This window comes from Shouchella clausii (genome assembly GCF_002250115.1).
Taxonomy (GTDB): domain Bacteria; phylum Bacillota; class Bacilli; order Bacillales; family Bacillaceae_D; genus Shouchella; species Shouchella clausii.
In genome coordinates this window covers 2,398,946-2,417,158 of sequence record NZ_CP019985.1, presented here as the reverse complement: position 1 = coordinate 2,417,158, position 18,213 = coordinate 2,398,946, and the positions used below count along the sequence as shown (strand labels likewise).

The 18,213-nt window shown below is 45.6% G+C and carries 18 protein-coding genes; 7 read left to right on the top strand and 11 right to left on the bottom strand.

Features of this window, described 5'->3' with window-relative positions; genetic code table 11:
* Positions 1-4: 4 nt before the first annotated feature.
* Together BC8716_RS11495 and BC8716_RS11490 are read right to left on the bottom strand one after the other, a co-directional pair.
* On the bottom strand, positions 5-1,033 hold the full coding sequence (locus BC8716_RS11495; protein ID WP_094425802.1) for an ABC transporter substrate-binding protein: 1,029 nt from the start codon (positions 1,031-1,033) through the stop codon (positions 5-7).
* Entirely contained in the window at positions 1,030-2,007 is a 978-nt protein-coding gene (locus BC8716_RS11490; protein WP_063608702.1) for an ABC transporter ATP-binding protein, read from the bottom strand. Before BC8716_RS11490 ends, BC8716_RS11495 begins: the two co-directional genes overlap by 4 nt.
* Positions 2,008-2,144: 137 nt before the next feature.
* On the opposite strand from BC8716_RS11490, the gene BC8716_RS11485 reads away from it, so the two are divergent.
* Positions 2,145-3,053: a LysR family transcriptional regulator gene (locus BC8716_RS11485; protein WP_094425800.1), complete on the top strand. Its 909-nt coding sequence runs from the start codon at positions 2,145-2,147 to the stop codon at positions 3,051-3,053.
* Between the two features lie 142 nt (positions 3,054-3,195).
* Here BC8716_RS11485 and BC8716_RS11480 read toward each other — a convergent pair whose 3' ends face one another.
* The 3 genes from BC8716_RS11480 to BC8716_RS11470 all read right to left on the bottom strand — a co-directional run bounded on the left by BC8716_RS11480 (position 3,196) and on the right by BC8716_RS11470 (position 5,321).
* Positions 3,196-3,570, bottom strand: coding sequence for a DUF5367 domain-containing protein (locus tag BC8716_RS11480; protein WP_094425799.1), 375 nt, complete (start codon positions 3,568-3,570; stop codon positions 3,196-3,198).
* Between the two features lie 41 nt (positions 3,571-3,611).
* Positions 3,612-4,199, bottom strand: coding sequence for a TetR/AcrR family transcriptional regulator (locus BC8716_RS11475; protein ID WP_094425797.1), 588 nt, complete (start codon positions 4,197-4,199; stop codon positions 3,612-3,614).
* A 207-nt stretch (positions 4,200-4,406) separates the two neighbouring features.
* Positions 4,407-5,321 (bottom strand): EamA family transporter, encoded by a 915-nt coding sequence (locus BC8716_RS11470; protein ID WP_094425795.1) that lies wholly within the window; start codon positions 5,319-5,321, stop codon positions 4,407-4,409.
* A gap of 490 nt (positions 5,322-5,811) precedes the next feature.
* Between BC8716_RS11470 and BC8716_RS11465 the strand changes: the two genes are divergently transcribed.
* Complete coding sequence (locus tag BC8716_RS11465) at positions 5,812-7,185, top strand: right-handed parallel beta-helix repeat-containing protein (RefSeq protein ID WP_254120780.1); 1,374 nt, start codon at positions 5,812-5,814, stop codon at positions 7,183-7,185.
* Between the two features lie 182 nt (positions 7,186-7,367).
* Here BC8716_RS11465 and BC8716_RS11460 read toward each other — a convergent pair whose 3' ends face one another.
* Entirely contained in the window at positions 7,368-7,892 is a 525-nt protein-coding gene (locus tag BC8716_RS11460) for an NUDIX hydrolase (RefSeq protein ID WP_094425793.1), read from the bottom strand.
* A gap of 228 nt (positions 7,893-8,120) precedes the next feature.
* Here BC8716_RS11460 and BC8716_RS11455 point away from each other — a divergent pair, with 228 nt between their 5' ends.
* Positions 8,121-8,705, top strand: coding sequence for a VOC family protein (locus BC8716_RS11455; RefSeq protein ID WP_094425791.1), 585 nt, complete (start codon positions 8,121-8,123; stop codon positions 8,703-8,705).
* Between the two features lie 236 nt (positions 8,706-8,941).
* On the opposite strand, the gene BC8716_RS11450 is transcribed toward BC8716_RS11455, so the two are convergent.
* The 4 genes from BC8716_RS11450 to BC8716_RS11435 are packed head-to-tail and all read right to left on the bottom strand — an operon-like array spanning position 8,942 to position 13,186.
* The gene (locus tag BC8716_RS11450; protein ID WP_094425789.1) at positions 8,942-10,267 is read right to left on the bottom strand and encodes an ABC transporter substrate-binding protein; all 1,326 of its coding nucleotides are present in this window, start codon (positions 10,265-10,267) and stop codon (positions 8,942-8,944) included.
* A 13-nt stretch (positions 10,268-10,280) separates the two neighbouring features.
* Positions 10,281-11,132 (bottom strand): carbohydrate ABC transporter permease, encoded by an 852-nt coding sequence (locus BC8716_RS11445; protein WP_169715942.1) that lies wholly within the window; start codon positions 11,130-11,132, stop codon positions 10,281-10,283.
* A gap of 6 nt (positions 11,133-11,138) precedes the next feature.
* Positions 11,139-12,050, bottom strand: coding sequence for a carbohydrate ABC transporter permease (locus tag BC8716_RS11440; RefSeq protein ID WP_094425785.1), 912 nt, complete (start codon positions 12,048-12,050; stop codon positions 11,139-11,141).
* A 26-nt stretch (positions 12,051-12,076) separates the two neighbouring features.
* Positions 12,077-13,186, bottom strand: coding sequence for a glycoside hydrolase family 88 protein (locus BC8716_RS11435; protein WP_094425783.1), 1,110 nt, complete (start codon positions 13,184-13,186; stop codon positions 12,077-12,079).
* Between the two features lie 104 nt (positions 13,187-13,290).
* Here BC8716_RS11435 and BC8716_RS11430 point away from each other — a divergent pair, with 104 nt between their 5' ends.
* From BC8716_RS11430 to BC8716_RS11415, 4 genes are all read left to right on the top strand, one after another.
* Positions 13,291-14,172 (top strand): AraC family transcriptional regulator, encoded by an 882-nt coding sequence (locus BC8716_RS11430; protein ID WP_094425781.1) that lies wholly within the window; start codon positions 13,291-13,293, stop codon positions 14,170-14,172.
* A gap of 90 nt (positions 14,173-14,262) precedes the next feature.
* Positions 14,263-15,423: a Gfo/Idh/MocA family protein gene (locus tag BC8716_RS11425; RefSeq protein ID WP_094425780.1), complete on the top strand. Its 1,161-nt coding sequence runs from the start codon at positions 14,263-14,265 to the stop codon at positions 15,421-15,423.
* Between the two features lie 11 nt (positions 15,424-15,434).
* A complete protein-coding gene (locus tag BC8716_RS11420) occupies positions 15,435-16,526 on the top strand; it encodes a Gfo/Idh/MocA family protein (RefSeq protein WP_094425777.1) in 1,092 nt (363 codons plus the stop codon).
* On the top strand, positions 16,523-17,374 hold the full coding sequence (locus tag BC8716_RS11415) for an AraC family transcriptional regulator (RefSeq protein ID WP_094425775.1): 852 nt from the start codon (positions 16,523-16,525) through the stop codon (positions 17,372-17,374). Before BC8716_RS11420 ends, BC8716_RS11415 begins: the two co-directional genes overlap by 4 nt.
* A gap of 29 nt (positions 17,375-17,403) precedes the next feature.
* On the opposite strand, the gene BC8716_RS11410 is transcribed toward BC8716_RS11415, so the two are convergent.
* A complete protein-coding gene (locus tag BC8716_RS11410; protein ID WP_094425773.1) occupies positions 17,404-18,162 on the bottom strand; it encodes a sugar phosphate isomerase/epimerase family protein in 759 nt (252 codons plus the stop codon).
* Positions 18,163-18,213: the final 51 nt, after the last annotated feature.

Here is an 18,213-nt window from a genome sequence, read left to right as displayed (position 1 = left end):
TCCATCATTGCTGCAACTTTGACGTAAATTCATTTAATGTATCAATTTGCTTTTCTTCCGCTCCTTCCCACGTAACTGGGAGTACAGGAATTTCACTTAGCGAAGCGCGGTCGCTTAACGCAATCTCTTCATTGCCTGGCAGAAGATAGGCATCGGCGACGAGCTGCTGCGCTTTATCGGAAAGGAGAAAATCGATGTATGCTTGTGCGCCGCTGACATTGGTGGCATCGGCCAATACTCCAGCTGCACGGGGACTGATCACCGTCCCGCTTTCAGGGTAGTAAATCTCAATCGGCTCACCGCTCGCTTTCGCTTTGTACGCCATATAATCGACCGCTGACACAACGACGTCTTTATCGCCAGTGATGACCGCATCAAGGGATTCTTTATTCGCCCCAGCGACAAGCAAGCCATTGTCGATCCAACCTTCAATCCATTCCCATCCGTCCGCTTCTGTGCTCGTTAACCCGTACAAGAAGTCAACTGCTGAACCAGAGGAAGTCGGATCAGGCATCGTCACCCGATTGGCCCACTCAGGGTCACTAAAGTCTGTCCACTCACCAGGAGGATTGTCGACTTGATTCGTGTTGTAAGCTACCCCAAGAGCGGAAGCGCTGTATCCATAATAATAATGGTCGCTATCGCTCCATTCTTGGTTCATAAGTTCGCCGTTTTTGGCTTCATAAGGCTGGAGCATCCCTTCTGATTTTAACCCTTCCATTGACGGTACTGAGGCAAGGACGACCACATCGGCAACGGGATTGTTAGACTCCGCTTCAAGCCTGGAAAGAATTTTCCCCGTCGTCCCTTGAAACATGTCAACTTGAATGCCAGTCTCCTCTTCGAAAGCGATTTTAATGTCTTCAGCCAACCCTTCAGGCCCAGCCGAATACACCGTAATGCTTTGTTTTTCATTAGAGGACGTGCTTTCAGTTGCTGTGTTCCCTTCCCCGCCTGCCTCTGCTCCGCATGCACTAAGAAGAAACAGCGCAGCTCCGATGCCGGCTATTGGAGCGATTGTTGTTTTTTTCATAATGAAGAAGCCTCCTGTTTATGGAAATAATGAATGTCGCTTTCTTGTACGTACAACGTAATAGAGGAACCCGTTTCATGAGGATTTTGATCATAGAATTGCCAATGCTGGCCATTAACTTCAGCCACAATCAAATAGCGGTCTCCTGTAAATAAGCTTTTGCGGACGTGCCCTGTTTGAGCGCGTGCATGCTCTTTTGGCTGCAAAGAAATGCGCTCAGGTCTAATCATCCCCTCTTGGCTTTTCATCCAATTCGCTTTGCCGATAAAATCAGCGACATAAGCGTGTGCGGGAGATCGATAAATGTGTTCAGGTCGCCCTGTTTGAACTACATTTCCTGCTTCCATCACGATCATCATGTCTGACATGGCCATTGCCTCTGTTTGGTCATGTGTCACAAAAATCGCTTGCGCGCCAATTTTTTGGACAATCGCCAAAATCTCTTCCCGCATCTGCTCACGCAAGATCGCATCAAGGGCACTGAGCGCTTCATCAAATAAAATCAGCTTTGGATTTACCGCAATCGCCCTTGCCAACGCAACACGTTGCTGTTGCCCTCCGGATAGTTCGCCTGGCTTTTTAGTCGCTTTATCTTCGAGCCTTACTTTTATTAACGCTTCGTTCACTGCATCGCGCCTATCTTTCTTTGAACGTATGTTGCGTAAACCGAAGGCGATGTTGTCGTACACAGTCATATGGGGCCACAAACCAAAGTCTTGAAATACCATGGCAATGCCTCGTTTATTCGGTTTGACATTCGTCTTCCTTGCTTTCGAGAAAATAAGGTGGTCATCGAAAAACAACTCTCCCGCCGTTGGCTCGGTCAGGCCAGCAAGCATTTTAAGCAAAGTTGTTTTTCCGCACCCTGATTGCCCAAGAATTGTCACAAACCTGTCCTCGATTGTTAAATCAAGCGGTTTTACAGCTTGGAATGATCCATATGCTTTCTCAATCCCTTTTAAGGTAATGTTCATGGAATCCTCCCCTCAACTACTGAGTATAGGAGCCGAATGTATAGACATGATTAATCTTCCGTTAACGTTAAATTAAAATAAATCTGCGAAAATCATCGTGTAGTTAGAAAAAATCTAAAATACGTTAAGGTGATAAAGTGAACATTCAAAAGCTGGACGTCTTTTTAACACTTGTCGAAACGAAAAAAATGACCGAGACTGCTCAGCAGTTAAAACTGTCCGCCCCCACCGTATCGTTTCATATCCGTTCACTTGAAAAAGAATACGGCATTAAGTTGTTTCGCACGAATGCCGGTGGATATCGGCTAACGCCAGGAGGGGAGATCCTCTACCACTACGCAAAGCAATTGAGCCAAACAAACCAAAAATTAGAACATGCCTTGTTTCAATTCAAAAAGGGCGAAGCTGGTTCGCTACAGTTAGGAGCAAGCGGCGTGCCCGCACAACTATTTATGCCAGAGCTGATCCACAAAATGGCCGAGCGTTACCCGCGCATCAATGTATCACTAGACGTAAAAACCGCACCTGAAATTGAGCAAAAACTGGTCCGCCAAGAACTTGATTTTGGCTTAATAATGGAAACAAGCAGCCAAGCAAAAGAGCTAGTTTACGAGGCATTTGCTTGCGATGAACTGGTGCTTGCCTACAGCAAAGACCACCCTTTTTCCAAAGTGGAGACAACGGCAGAAGTCGACTTAAGCAAACAACGTCTGCTCGTGCACACACTGTCAAGCTCGACTAAACACTTCTCCAAAACATGGTTAAAAGGCCGTGATGAAGAGATGGATTTAATTGAGCTTGACTCCGTTTCAACGATTATCAAAATGCTGTCATTCGGCCAAGCCGTCGCCCTCATCTCCAAGCGCCTAATCGAGAACGAAGACCATCTCGCTTTCACGGAACTAGATGACAACCGATTAAAGCGGCAAATTTATTTCGTATATCACCAGCACCTGTGGGAAAACGATGCGATTCTGTTTTTTAAAGAGTCGGTCGCTGCTTTGAAAGAAGTGATTACAATAGAGTCGGCTCCACAAATAACATAAAAAAAGAGACCCGAGGCGAAGATCGAATGATCTTTGCTTTAGGTCCTTCATGTTTTATCGTTTGTTCGCAGCATGAGCTTTTTAAACAGCTTTTTATTATAAAATTCAAGCCCGCTTCCCCGTCTCGTCCCTTTAATGCTTATTAAGTAACATTCCTTTTCCTTGGCACTAACCCTGTAAGGAGTATCGCTGAGTAGGCCCATAACAGCCATGAGGCAAACATGCGATCCATATCCGGATCTAAGTTTACGAAGATATTAGCAAAAAACAACAACACGACGACATCGAACAACATCCCCGGCAAAGCAATGAAAACAGCGGCTTTTTGGCGTTCCCTCGGCTGCAATTTTTTATAGCGATAAACAGGAAAAGTCAGACTTAAAATTAACGGAATTACACCTACATACGCAGCAACCAACAACAGCGGCTGTTCCAGTGAGAAGAAAAACTGTCCGAAAAAACGAAAAACCGCTGTCGCTCCTAACCATACTAAAAAACCCCATACAAGAAAAAACAAACTATATCACACCCTTTGGCAGCGAATGAATGTGAAAAAGACTAACGGCTTCCCAATTGTTTAGCCAGCAACCTTTCCAGATAATCAAATACTTTTTTGCCATCGAAATCTGCTCTCATTAAAGACTGTACCGCCAAACCATCAATGAGCGCATTCACGAACACACTGAAGACGTCTGCCGGCATGCCGGAACATTCGTCTCCTGCTAATGCGTGAATTTGTTTTTGGAGAACGTCATTCTCATAAGCCAGTAATCCGCCAATTCGCTCACGAATGTTATGGTTGTGCAATCCTGCCGCAACCAATGAGAAAAATAACGAGTGATAAGAAGCATCGCTTGAATTCCTTTCATAAGCAGCTTCAAGACCTGCTTTCATCCACTCAATCCCTTGCTGGCCCGTATCCTCTTTCATCTGTTCCAACCTCTCCCAAGAGGTTTTGCACATATCCTCTACCACTTCAATCATAAGCTGCTCTTTCGTTTTAAAATGGTAGTAAACCGTTCCTTGCGTCACTCCCGCTCCCTCTGCAACAGCCCTAAGCGTTAACTGATTGACCCCATTCTCGACAATGCACGTTTTAGCCGATTCAATTAAATCTTGCTTTGTAATCACATTAGGTTCAGCCATTTTCGTTCACCACCACTATTTAGTTAGTTATATAACTAACTAAATCATATATGTAGGCAACTACCGTGTCAACGATAGCTACAATTAAAAAATGAATCGGTTGATGCCTTGACTGACATTGATTCGATAGGATTAAACACAACAACCGGAAAGCCATAGAAAAGCCTACTAACCTTCGGGTTTAGCAGGCTCTTTTATCCCACACTTTCAGCTCACGTTATGGCTGTCAGCCTTATTTAAAGACAATTTTTTCCGACTATCAAATCGAGCGTTGCTGTAAACGATCCCACCGAGAATAATGAGCACTCCAACCCACTGAGCCCAGCTTATCGCTTCTCCAAGCACTAAAGAGGACATGATAATGACAACCGGCAATTCGGATGACGTAAGAATGGTTCCCAATCCCGGACCGACACGGGGCATTCCAATCGAAAAGAGAAGGGGCGGAAGGACGACGCCGAATATGCCCAGTGCGAATCCATAAGGAATGATCCCCATTAATACATCCAGGTCAAATAAAAACGTTGGTGGAAATACAATAAATACGGTCAATACGCCTCCTGTGGAAAGAAGAGCGCTTTTTAAAACGGGAGGCGTTTCCTTTTCAACCGAACCACTCAAAAAAATGAATGTGGAAAAGGATGATGCTGCAAGCATTCCCCAAAAGCTTCCTTGCCATGACAGCGCCAAATGTTCCTGAAATAGAATATTGGCTGCCAACATGGAACCAACCAGAAGCAACGCGATGGAAATAAGTTTCCTCTTGGTCGGCTTTTTCTTATGGAATCCCCACTCTAACAAGGCTCCGATCCAAACAAATTGGAACAAAAACACGATCGCTAGAGAGGCGTTTAAAGTTTGCAAGGCTTGATAATAAAATATTCCTGTTAACCCGAATGGAATACCAGATACGATAAGCTTTAAAAATTGTATACGCGTCAGTTTTTTCTTTTTCGTAAAGAACACTGCAAGCCAAGTAAGCACAGCGCCGAAGAGATATTGCCCCCCGGTTACTGCTGACACGGTGAAACCGGCCGCATACGCCAATTTAACAAAAGTAGACAACACCCCGTAACTACACCCTCCTAAAAAAACGATTAATGCATAGTGCCATAATTTCATCGCGCCAGTTCCTCCTTTATTGAACACAAAAAAACACACAATGACCGTACGGCCTTTGTGTGGCGAAAATAGAAATCGCTCTCTAGAAAAGTCCACAACTTCCCAAATAGGTTTTAGGTAAGTTATTCTGTTCCGTTCATAGTATAGGAGCATCCTTTGAACATTGTCAATTGTTATATACGATTTTTAAGACGGTATCCTTCATTCTTATGACGAGTCAACACCCTTTGAGTAGCATCAGCAATTTCACCTTCAATAGAATAAACACTATTCTATACAAATGACGGAGAACTAGGCTATTCTAATACAAAAGAGAAATCATCTTGTACTTTTAGGTGATCATTGATGAAAACCGGTGCGGGAAATTATGACTCGCCCCCAAACTTGAACACTTATGAACTACTACATATACAGCAGCTCAACAAAAAAACTGAGTAAAGATAAAGATGTGAAATAGATGGAAAAATTCAAATCACCGGATGTGGTTATCATGAACAAAAAAAAGATTTTCTGGACTTGTTTCCTCGTATTGTTAGTAGGAAGTGCCGCTTACTTCAGCACCAAACTATATCCAACTTCAGGGGCGAGGCTGCCAGCAACAGCCGAAACGGAAATAAGAGATTACTACGTCTCACCGCAAGGCAAAGATACGAATCCTGGAACAATGAATGCGCCGTTTGCCAGTATCCAGAAAGCAATCGAATTAGTCAAACCAGGTGGCACTGTATTCCTAATGGAGGGAGTGTATCACCAAACGGTGAGCATCAATAAATCTGGATCGCTTGACCAAGGTTACATATCTTTGCGCAATGTGGAGGGACAAACGGCAATAATAGACGGCAAGGGTGTAAAGCAAGTCGAAGATGGCATCATTCGTATTGACAATGCCAGTTATGTACGTGTCGAAGGCATTGAAATACGCCATTTTTATACATCATCACCCGATGTCACGCCCGTTGGCATTCATGTGAGCGGTAGCGGCAGGAATATTGAAATGATAGGGAATCGCATCCACGATATGGGAACAAACGCAGATCAGCGAATAGGAGGCGGTAATGCACACGGCATTGCCGTTTACGGTAACTCGTCAACTTCATTGGAACAGCTTGCTATTACCCAAAATGAGTTGTATAACCTGAAACTAGGGGCGAGCGAAGCGATGGCGATTAATGGAAATGTAGACGGCTTTCGTATTGCGCAGAATATTGTACACGATAACAACAATATTGGCATCGACATCATCGGCTTTGAAGGGATCGCGCCGAATCCTTCGCAAGATCAGGCTAGAAATGGTGTAATTGAAGAAAATCATGTATACAATAGTTCCTCTTTTGGCAATCCCGCCTATGGGGAAGATTACTCAGCCGCCGGCATATACGTGGATGGAGGCAAAGCTGTAAAAATTATCGACAATGACGTTCACCACAATGATTTTGGAATTGAACTGGCAAGTGAGCATGACGGCGGTGCCACTTCAAATGTGGAAGTATCAAGGAACCGCATTTATAACAATCATGGAGCAGGCATTACCCTTGGCGGCTATGACGAAGATCGTGGAAGGACGGAAAATTGTATCATTAAAGAAAACGAGTTAACAGAAAATAACGGGAAGCATCTTGGTTATGGTGAAATCAATCTAGCCTTCGACACTAGAAACAATGAATTGCATAACAACTACATCAAAGCGAATGAAGACGGACGAATGATCACAAACGAGTTCAGCGAAAATGAAGGAAATAGCGTCGACTATAATCACTATAGCAGCAAAAATCAAGCGTATTGGATATGGAAGGATGAAGAGTTTGATGATTTCGGAGCCTATCAAACAGAGACCGGGAATGATTTGCATTCTGATTTGAACTGAATTTAGAAAATATGCGGATCGTTATAAAACGGACTGATAGGCGCCTAGAATCCTGCAATGGCTCCTACACACACCAACTGACATTACACCCACTTTACGTGTGCCACGAATCGTAATGGCCAACACCAACGAAGTGAGCAGGCGTTGGTGCTGGCCTCGAAGCGAAATAATAGTAAATACATTTAATCATCCTTCTTTGTTTGAAATAAAGCATTATAAGCTGCTAGACAAAGTTTATAATGGTCAACTACCCATTGACTCTTTTTATCACACTCATTGTTCAAGTCTAAGAAGTATCTTTCTTTCGCTTGTCCTGTTGGGTCATTTATCTTAACAAACTGCTCCGCTATTGCTGCGAAAAATAACTGATAACTTGATGGGTAAGGATAAGGGTAACCATCTTGTCTACTACCTAATAACGTAATCTTTTCATACCCTATTAAAGTTTCCGAACTTATATAAGCTCCCGCCTCTTCTAATACCTCTCTTCTTAAAGCTTCGACTATCGTTTCACCTTCTTCCATATGTCCTCCTGGAATTTCCCAGCCTCTATTCTCTAACCTCGTTAGTACTAACCGTTCTTCAAAAAATAATAGACAATGGACTGCGGTGACTAAATGAGTTGCTGGTGGAACATTTGATAACACCATTTGAATGATATTTGGACAAGGTAAACTTTTATTGTTTAGTTGTTCCTGTATAATCATTTTCGTCTCCTTTATTCGTATAGTTAACGCGCTAGATTCATCATCCACTCATCAAGCCTTTTTATTTTTATGTAGGGGACAGCAATATGTGGAAAATTTCAATGATGCTTTAAGCTAACAAGCAGGATTGTAAACTTTTCTAACGAATAAGTACCCCAATTTGATTTTAAAATCGGCATGGCGATCAGCGACGAAAAATTTGAAGTAACTAGAAAGGAGTAGAAGATATTGAACAAAGAAAAAAATGATGCGGATGTGATTGGGTACTGCAGCATGCGATTTCCAGTCACAAATTTGAAAAAATCAGTCGACTTTTATTGTACTGTCTTGGGCTATGAATTGGTTTCAACAGATTATTCGTTTGGAGAAGCACATATTGCATTGAAAAACAGAAATGGTCCAGGTATTTTTTTGATGGAAACTAAACCTGAAGATGTCACACAATTGAAGTTTGTCTTTCCTCATTCATTCTTTATCACAAGCAGCACAGGACATGTGACGATGGTTGAGATATTAACGAATGACTTGCTTGCGTTGCATGAACGGATTAAACAAGCTGGAACCCATGTTGATAAAGAACCTGTATTTACTAATGATTTCGGTTATTTCACCTTTTATGACCCGGACGGGCACTATATTCGCGCGGTCGAAGAAAGGGGCGTCTATTTCGACTTGAAACAACGAATGAATTCAACACTCAAACGGGATTTGACTGAGCATGAGAATCAGTTGCTATGGGGGCTATGTGAAAAAGCTAGTGTCGAACAACAAAAGTTTCTCAGCTCCATTATCTCAGAAATTCGAGGTTCTTAAGTAGGCGTCGTAAACAATCAGGCATACATTCGGAACCGGGGGAAGACCAAGAGGAAATCATTTACAGATAATTATACGTTTTGTATGCCCGCAACTGTTTCGTTAATCTTTACCCATTCTTCAATTTGAAAGAAATTAGATATTTAGCCATAAAAACACCCCAAGAAGTTAATTTTCCTACTCTAACTTCTTGGGGTCGGTACCCACTCGACGCTCTGCTCTCTTTCGTATTGCCCTTACCGCCCCCCAATCCACTCCATGCTTTCCCGCTGCGCTTCTTCCAAGGCTTGTTCTACCGACATCGTGCCGGTTAAGGCGCCTTCGGTTTTTGCTTGCAAAATGTAGCGTGGCTGGGAGGAGGCCCATGGATAGCGGGGTGTGACGGCGTTGCTCATCGCTTCGATGACGGGTTCCATTAGCTCCATCTCTTGGATGCTTTCCCATTCTGTCGCTTGTTTGATAACGGGTGTGCTGCCCCATTCTTCCCAGAGAAAGCGCTGGAAGTACTCGCTTGCGCTGAATTTAATGAATTCCCAGGCCAGGTCTTTGTTTTTGCTCGTTTTTCCGATTGCGAGCGGGCTGCCGGAGAACATGCCACCGACGCCGTTTTCATTTTTAAAGTTTTGCACAATCGGGAAGCGGTCTTGCAAACTTTGAGCGTAAATTGTTTTTAAGTTGCCGTTTCCTTGGTTGATGCCAATGGCGATATTGTTGCTAGGCGTCAGCCAGCGTTCATTGCCTTGGCCGTTAATAAAGCTTTTTGGCATGTAGTCGGCGAGCTCAACCATCGCTTCGAGCGCCTGTTTCATTTCGGGCGAGTCGAAGTGCAGCTCAATGTCTTCCCAGCGTTGGCCTGTGCCCCATTCGCCGCCAAAGCCTTCCATAAGATTGGCGAGCGTTAAAGCAGTGTCGTTTGTGCCGGGAAAGTAAATGCCGTAGTTTTGTTCACCTGTGACTGGATTTTCGCCTGTCATTTGCTTCGCTTTGTCGATCACTTCTTCCACTGTCGGGTAATCGGAGAGTGGCTCAACGCCCCATTGTTCAAACAATAGCTTGTCGTATTGGATGAAACGGCCGTCCCCAAGTACTGGCAGGGAGTAAATTTGTGGTGTGTCATCGTCTGGACCAAATACTTTCCAGCCTTCGACCAAGTTGTCGTTATAGACGCCTAAATCAAAATCGTCGTCTTCTTCAATGAATGGCTCGAGTGGTTCTACCAAACCTTGGGCGGCAAAATCGTTGACGCCTGGCATTTGGTAGACGTCGGCCTGGCTCCCGGCAATCATTGCTTGTGTATTGGCGACATAGTTGCTCCATGGCATCATGATGAATTCAATCGTAACGCCTGGATGAAGCCGTTCAAATTCTGCTTTTGCAGCATGGAAACCGGTCGCTTTTTGGCCTGTAATCGGGTCTGTTGTATCTTGCATCTTAAAATCGCCAATCATCGCGACGGTCAAGTCTGCGTTTTCACTCGGGGCGTTTTCTGTTTCCGTTTGCGGCGCACAACTGGTGAGCATCACCAACGAACAGGCTGCCACAAGTGTACTCAATCGCTTCATTTTTGCAGTCCCCCTATTCTTTTAAGCCGCTAAGGGCAATGCTTTGGATAATATAGCGCTGCAAACAAACAAATACGATAATAATGGGCACGACGCTTATCGTTGCCAGCGCCATCGTCATTCCGGCTAATGCCGTTCCGTTTTCTAACGAAAAGCTGGCGAGAAAGAGTGGAATCGTCTGGAGCTGTTCCGAGTTTAAGACAACGAGCGGCCATACAAACTCATTCCAGTTGCCCATAAACGACAAGATGATGAGTGTCGCTGTAATCGGGCCGGCCAATGGCGCGTAAACTTGAAAAAATGTTCTGAATTCACTAGCGCCGTCGATGGAGGCTGCTTCCCGCAAACTGTCAGGAATTTGGTCAAAAAATTGTTTAGTGAGGAACACGCCTAGGCCATACAAAATCGAGGGCAAAATCACTGGCCAAAATGTATCGAGCAAGCCAACGCGATTAAACATCGAATACAATGGGATAAGCCGCGCTTCAATGGGCACCATCATCGTCGCAAGCACGACAAGAAACAGCAGCTTTTTCCCTTTAAAGCGCCCTTTTGAAAAGGCATAGCCTCCTAATAGCGCGGCTGACACTTGTAAAATGACTGAACCAAACGTTACCAATCCTGAATTAAGATACGCACGGAAAATGCGGCCATTTTCAAATACCAATTCATAGTTAAAGATCGAAAACAAATCAGGAATAAAACTTGGCGGAAACGGTACTTGAATATTGGCCATTCGGTCAAAGCTTATGCTCACCATCCATACAAAAGGAGCGATGACGAGCAGTGCGCAAACAAAAAGAAACACATAAATCACAATGTGAGCAACACGCCGGTTTGCTTGTTGGCTTTGGGCCAAATTCATCCCCTCCTATAGTTTCAAGCGTGTCAGCTTGAGGTTCAGTACTGTAAATGCAAGAATGATGAGAAACAGCAATACCGTGATGGCAGAGGCAATGCCAAATTCAAACCCGCCAAAGCCCCGCTCATAAATGAGGGCGACCACTGTCTGCATGGAACGGCTAGGACTGCCCCCTGGACCGCCGAGCACAAACACTTCTTGGAACCGCTGTAAACCAGAAATCCAGCCCATGATAAACAGAAAAGCGAATGTCCCTGCCATGTTCGGAATCGTGATAAACAGCCATTGTTGCAAACTGGAGGCGCCGTCGATTTCAGCGGCTTCATACAATTCCGGTGAAATCGCTTGCAAATTGGCCAAACAAATAATAATGACAAAGCCGAGCCAATGCCAAACAGCCAGCAAAATGACGCCTGCTTTTGAGGTCGACGGATCAGATAGCCATGGGGACGTCGGCAAGCCAAGCAAGTCTAAGAAATGGTTAATGAGGCCGACTTCCGGCTGGAGCACAAACATAAAAATCATCGCAGCAGCAACGATTGAAGTAACATTAGGCAAGAAAAACAACACTTTAAACATGCTTTGAAATCGTTTTATGCGATTGATCATGCTGGCGAGGACAAACCCGGCTGGAATCGCTAGCAGCAGCTGAAAAAAAGCAATATAAAACGTATTGTAAACCGCATTCCAAAATGCACTTGAACCTAAAACACGTTGATAATTGCCTAAACCAATCCACGTTTCGATCGTCCCGTTTGAGCGGTAAAAACTCAAACGGAACGATTCAAACACGGGATAAAGAATAAAACAAGCAATCCCCAATAATGTTGGCAACAAAAACAAATACCATGTGAGCGTTGATTTTGCGGCTTTATTTCGGCGTGTCTGTAGTTGGACACTCTCCCCCATTTTCGCTTTCATTCATTTTTGGCCTCCTTTTCTTTCAATTAGAAAATCCGCCGTTGCCAACCGTTTCGTTTTGCAATCGCTTCAGCAAAGAAATAATCACCATAAATGAGAGAGACGTTTATGTCGCGGCCTTGTGGGGCATTGCCTGTTGCCTTTGTCAAGACCGCCTCGCTTTCGTCACTCGCCAAATAATGGGTGCTCAGCGATTGTAATATCTTTTCTGCCGCCCGCCGGTACATACGTTTTTCTCGCTGTGGCACTTGTGCTTCGATTTCAAGTAAGCCAGAAGCGGCGATGGCCGCAGCGGAACTGTCCCGTGGCTCCTCTTCTTCTCCGCCGCAGCGAAAATCCCAGTGCGGCACATTGTCTTCTGGCAACGCGGCCAGAAAAAAGTGGGCAATTCGTTTAGCTGCATGCAAATAGGCGCGCTTCCCTGTGTGGCGACTGGCATTGGCAAAGCCATACAACGCCCAGGCGTTCCCCCGGCTCCATGCTGAGTCAGGTCCGTATCCTTGGCCGCCAATGGACTCGATAAATTCCCCTGTATGGGGGTTAAAAGAAAGGATATGGCTTGTGCTGCCATCGTTGCGGACGCCCCATTGCAACGTTGTATCAGCGTGTGCTGAGGCAATCTGTCCGTAGCTCGGGTCATTGGTGACGCGGCTGGCCCAATAAAGCAAAGAAATGTTCATCATGCAGTCAATAATGGCCCAGCCTTTTTTGTCGTCGCCATTCCACGCTTTAATAAAACCGCCAACTGGATTGAACCGCCCTACCAAATAATTCGCTGCCTTCAAGCCGATTCGGAGCCCGTCTTCGCTTCCTGTTTGTTCATACTCCATCACCGCCGTCAACAAAAATTGAAAGCCCACATCATGGTGCAAGATGATTGGATGTTCTTGGAATGCTTCCTCGATTTTGCGGGACCAACCTTCTGCTTGATTGTTAAAGAAAGCATTGCCAGTCACATCATGCATCAGCCAAAGCAAACCAGGGTAAAAGCCAGAAGTCCACCAGCTAACAGGCATATCGTCGTACCGCCCGCTGCTATTTGACGCATGGGGTGAACGGGGCTCCATTTGCTTGGCCATCTTTATGATGCGTTGTTCCAATTCATCGATGCCGATGATGTGTTGTACTGTTTCCATCTGACTCCCTCCTTTTGATACAAATGATAGCGCTTCCGCCAATAAAAAAATCATGATACAATGGAAAGAAATATTGTTTTGTTGCACAAAAGGAGTGCGGCAGCATGACAAAAAAGCCATTGTTCCAGCAAAGTCCCCAAAGCTCTGAAGCGCTTGATTGGCATCATAAGAAGCTGTTTTATCCGACTGATTATAATGGCTATTACCACTGGCACCAAGGTTGTGAATTGCTCATTGTGTTTGATGGGGCCGGCAGTGTCGTTGTGAACCAGCAAATGTCGCCAATCAAAAAAGGCATGCTTTTTTTCTTCCAGCCCTTTCAATTGCACCATGTTGCGCCTGCTTCTGCCGCTACATATGAACGGGCCACACTTCATTTCGACCCATTGCATGCCGAAAAGCGCCTAACGGCCTATCCGGCGATGGTCCAATTTTTCCGCCAATTGAAAAATGACTACAACCAAGATCCATTTATTGATTTTTCTGAAGACTACTTTTACATTCGCTCCTTATGCGACATGCATGACAAAATGGCTGAAGCAGCTTCGATCAACGAACGGGCTGAACGGGAAGAGTTGCTTTTAATTCAACTGCTCAGCTATATGCAGCATCAGCTAAAGGGACGGCCTCCTACAAAGGAGCTCCGCAAAATCCATTACGCCGAACGGATTATGGGCTGGATTGAAGACCATCTAATGGAACCATTTGACCTGTCGCTACTGGCACAGGACTTGTATTTGTCCAAGTCGTATGTTTCTAAAGTGTTTCGCCGTGAGACGGGAAGTAGCATTACCGACTATTTAACAGCGCGGCGCATGAAAGAAGCGTGCCACCTTTTGCAAACGACGAGCTTGCCTATCGACGAAATTAGCCAGCGTATCGGTTTAACGAATGTCTCGTATTTCATCCAAATGTTCAAGCGCAAAACCAATGCAACGCCGCACCAATACCGCTTGTCCATGAATACAGACAACAACCACGTATAAGTAAAAATCGAAAATCCCCAACAATAGATCAGCTAAACCTCCTCATGAAGACTACACTGTTTGTAAGCGCAAACAAAAGGAGAAGATTTGATGGATCAAGTGCGGATCGGTGTGATTGGTGTTGGCAATATGGGCGGCGCCCATGCCGCTTACTTAGCAGATGGAAGCATAAAAAGCGCATGTCTTGGCGCATTATTGGAAGAAGACGGCGAGCGGGCCAGTGCCTTGCAACAACATTTTGGCGACGAAGTGCCTGTATTTACGAATGAAACGGATTTCTTTCACGCCAATGTCGTTGATGCCGTGCTCATTGCCACGCCACACTATAGCCACTCACGCCTTGCTGAGCAAGCCTTTGCCGCAGGCCTGCACGTCCTTTGCGAGAAGCCTGCAGGCGTGTACACGCGCCAAGTGCGGGAAATGAATGAAGCAGCTCAAAAAAGCGGGCGTGTGTATTCTTTAATGTACAATCAACGGACAAAGCCGATTTATCTAAAGCTTAAAGATTTGATCCAATCGGGCGAATTAGGGACGATTCGGCGAATGAATTGGATCATTACCGATTGGTACCGCTCGCAAAGCTATTATGACTCAAGCAGTTGGCGCGCCACCTGGCCAGGCGAGGGCGGCGGCGTCCTCATCAACCAGTGCCCCCACCAATTAGATTTATGGGGCTGGCTGATTGGCATGGAACCGAAACGAATCCGTGCTTTTTGCTCATTTGGAAAATACCGCGATATTGAAGTGGAGGATGAAGTCACCGCTTATATGGAGTACGAAAGCGGTGCGACTGGCGTGTTTATTACGACAACAGCAGAAGCTCCAGGGACCAACCGCCTTGAAGTGACTGGCACAAGAGGAAAAGCGGTCATTGAAGGCGAAACGCTGTCTTTTTGGCAGTTGCGGACACCAGAGCCCACGTTTAACGCATCCTATAAAGGCGGTTTTGGTGCTCCAGAACATTGGAAAATTGATATCCCTGTCGCTGGCGCCGAAACGGGGCACCAAGGCATTACCCAAAATTTTGTCGATGCGATTTTACATGGCGTTCCACTAATTGCCCCAGGCGAGGAAGGCATTCAAGGTCTGACATTATCCAATGCCATGCATTTGTCAACGTGGATCGACAATTGGGTCGAACTCCCATTAGATGAAGCCCTTTATGAGCAAAACTTAAACGAACGAATCCGCAACTCTCCAGGAAAAACGGTCACAACCAATCAAACGTTGGATGTACGAAAAAGCTACTGAGGAGGAAAACGATGAACAAGCAAAATGGGATGAGTTATGCGCCAAAAGGAAAACCAAACAAAGTCGTCAATAAAGACGAATTTCGCTTTTCTGCAATCGGGCTTGACCATGGACATATATACGGTATGTGCAATGGCTTGCTTGAGGCGGGGGCAACGCTTGTGTCTGTGTACGATCCCGATCCTAAAAAAGTCGCTGCTTTTGTTGGCACCTATCCAAATGTGCAAGTGGCTGCTAGCGTTGCCGATATTCTTAGCGATGAAACAATCGCTTTAGTTGCCGCGGCAGCGATCCCATCTGAGCGGGCCGCCCTTGGCATTCAAGTAATGGAAAGCGGTAAGGACTATTTTACAGACAAAACGCCGTTTACATCGCTTGAGCAGCTTGAACAGGCAAAAGCAACCGTTGAGCGGACTAAACAAAAATACATGGTTTATTACAGCGAGCGCTTGCATGTCGAGTCGGCTGTATTTGCAGGCGATTTAATCCAGCAAGGGGCGATTGGCCGCGTTTTGCAAGTAACAGGATTTGGACCGCACCGGCTTAACGCCCCAAGCCGTCCAAAGTGGTTCTTCGAAAAAGAGAAGTATGGCGGTATTCTTTGCGACATCGGCAGCCATCAGATCGAGCAATTCCTGTATTTTTCCGGGGCCCGCGACGCGACGGTGCTTCACAGCAAAGTCGCCAATTATGCCAATCCTGATTACCCTGAACTTGAGGATTACGGCGATGCGACGCTCGTCGGCGACAATGGCGCGACACACTTTTTTAAAGTAGATTGGCACACGCCAGACGGGTTAAGCACATGGGGAGACGGGCGGACGTTCATTACAGGGACAGAGGGGACAATCGAACTGCGCAAGTATGTCGATGTCGCCCGTGACAATGGTGGCGACCATCTCTATCTGGTTAACAAAGATGGCGAACAGCATTTTGCTTTATCCGGGAAAGTCGGGTTTCCGTTTTTTGGCGAGTTGATTCTCGATTGCCTAAACCGGACGGAACACGCGATGACGCAAGCCCATGCTTTTAAAGCAGCGGAGCTGTGCTTGCGCGCCCAAGCACAAGCCGAGCGTATGATGCCATCGGAGCAAACAACATGAGCGATGCGCTTTTACAAACGCCAGCATTGAATTTTAACTACAAAGAAAACCATAAAAATGAACGGACGCTTTCCTTTCACTCTCACGAACAAGCAGAAATCTTTTATTTTCATGAAGGCAAATGCACGTACTTAATTGGCGATCAAATTTTTTCCCTTGCCCCTGGCGATATCATTTTAATGAATGGCTTGACACTTCATTGCCCAAAGCTGTATCACGGCCATCCTTATGTCCGCTCAACGATTCACTTTGACCACCGTTTTTTTCAAGAGGTGTTTCAAGCATTAGGCGACGACCACGCCCTTTTGCCATTCGCCCAAGTGAAGCCAGTGCGGCTCTCTTTTACTGGGGGCAGCCGCCAGCAATTGGAACAGCATCTAGCCGAGTTACATGATAGCCAAAAGCGGGGCGGCCCTATGGCTGCACCCCGCTTCCAGTTAGCTTTTATGGATCTTCTCCTTTATCTTTGCTCCTATTGGGGCACGTCACAGCACGAGCTCCCTAAGGGGGAAATGAGCCAAAAAGAAAAGACCGTCCAAGCGGTCGTCTCTTTTATTGAAAGCCATTATCAGGAACATCTCGGCCTTGAAACGATAGAAGAGGCACTTCACGTCAGCAAATACCATCTGTCGAAAGTGTTTAAAGAAATGACAGGCGTAACGATTTTTAAATATTTGTATCAGCGGCGAGTCAACCAAGCGAAAATTGAACTTCTCGTAAGCGACGCCAGCATTACCGATATTTGCTACCAAGTTGGCTTTCATTATCCGTCCCATTTTACAAAAGTGTTTAAACAATTCACAGGCATCACGCCTGCTCAATACAAGCGCCAAAGCATGTCTGGCTAAGCCAATGCTTAGCCAGAATACATTCGTCGTTAAAGCTGTGCCGCCAATCGCTGTAAGTTGGCGAAGCTTATGCGCAAGCTGTCCATCGGATCCCTTTTGCATACATCCTGTTCGACAACATACCACTCTACTCCATTTTGTTCGCCCCATTGCAAAATCGGCAAAAAGGGAATCGACCCTTCTCCAACTTCGGCAAATGTCTCTTCTTCGTCTTTCGTCATGTCTTTCAAGTGAATCATCGGCATTCGCCCGCTGTACGTCTGAATAAATGCGTATGGATCGCGGCCGCCTTTTTTAACCCAGTAGACGTCAATTTCAGCTAGAATGCGGTTATCTTGGCTCGGTTCAAGCAAATAGCTAAGCGCATCTTGACCATCGATCGTTGTCTCAAACTCGAAAGCATGGTTATGGAAACCAATTTGAAAATCAGGCGCCTGTTGCGCCACTTTATTTAGCCCTTCCTTAACGGCCCGGTACCCTTCCTCCGTCCGCAGCTCTTCAGGCAAATATGGGCAGAACAAAGCGTTTGTCCCGTATTTCTGTGCCTCTTTCAGCACAAGGTCAAGCTCATTCGTTAAGCGAGCAAATGGCACATGCATTCCGGCAGCGACCACATTGTTAGCCTTTAAATGGTAAGCGACTTCATCTTGGTCATAGCCTGCTGGCAACCCTGACAATTGCAGCCCTTTATAGCCCATTTGCGCAAGCTCTTTAAAAACTGGGCCAATGCCGACCGTTTTTAACTGTTCACGAACAGTAAATACCGTTACTGCAAGTTTTTCGTTCACCCGTATCGCCCCCTATGCTTCTACTATAGGCGATTCTAGCCACACGCACTT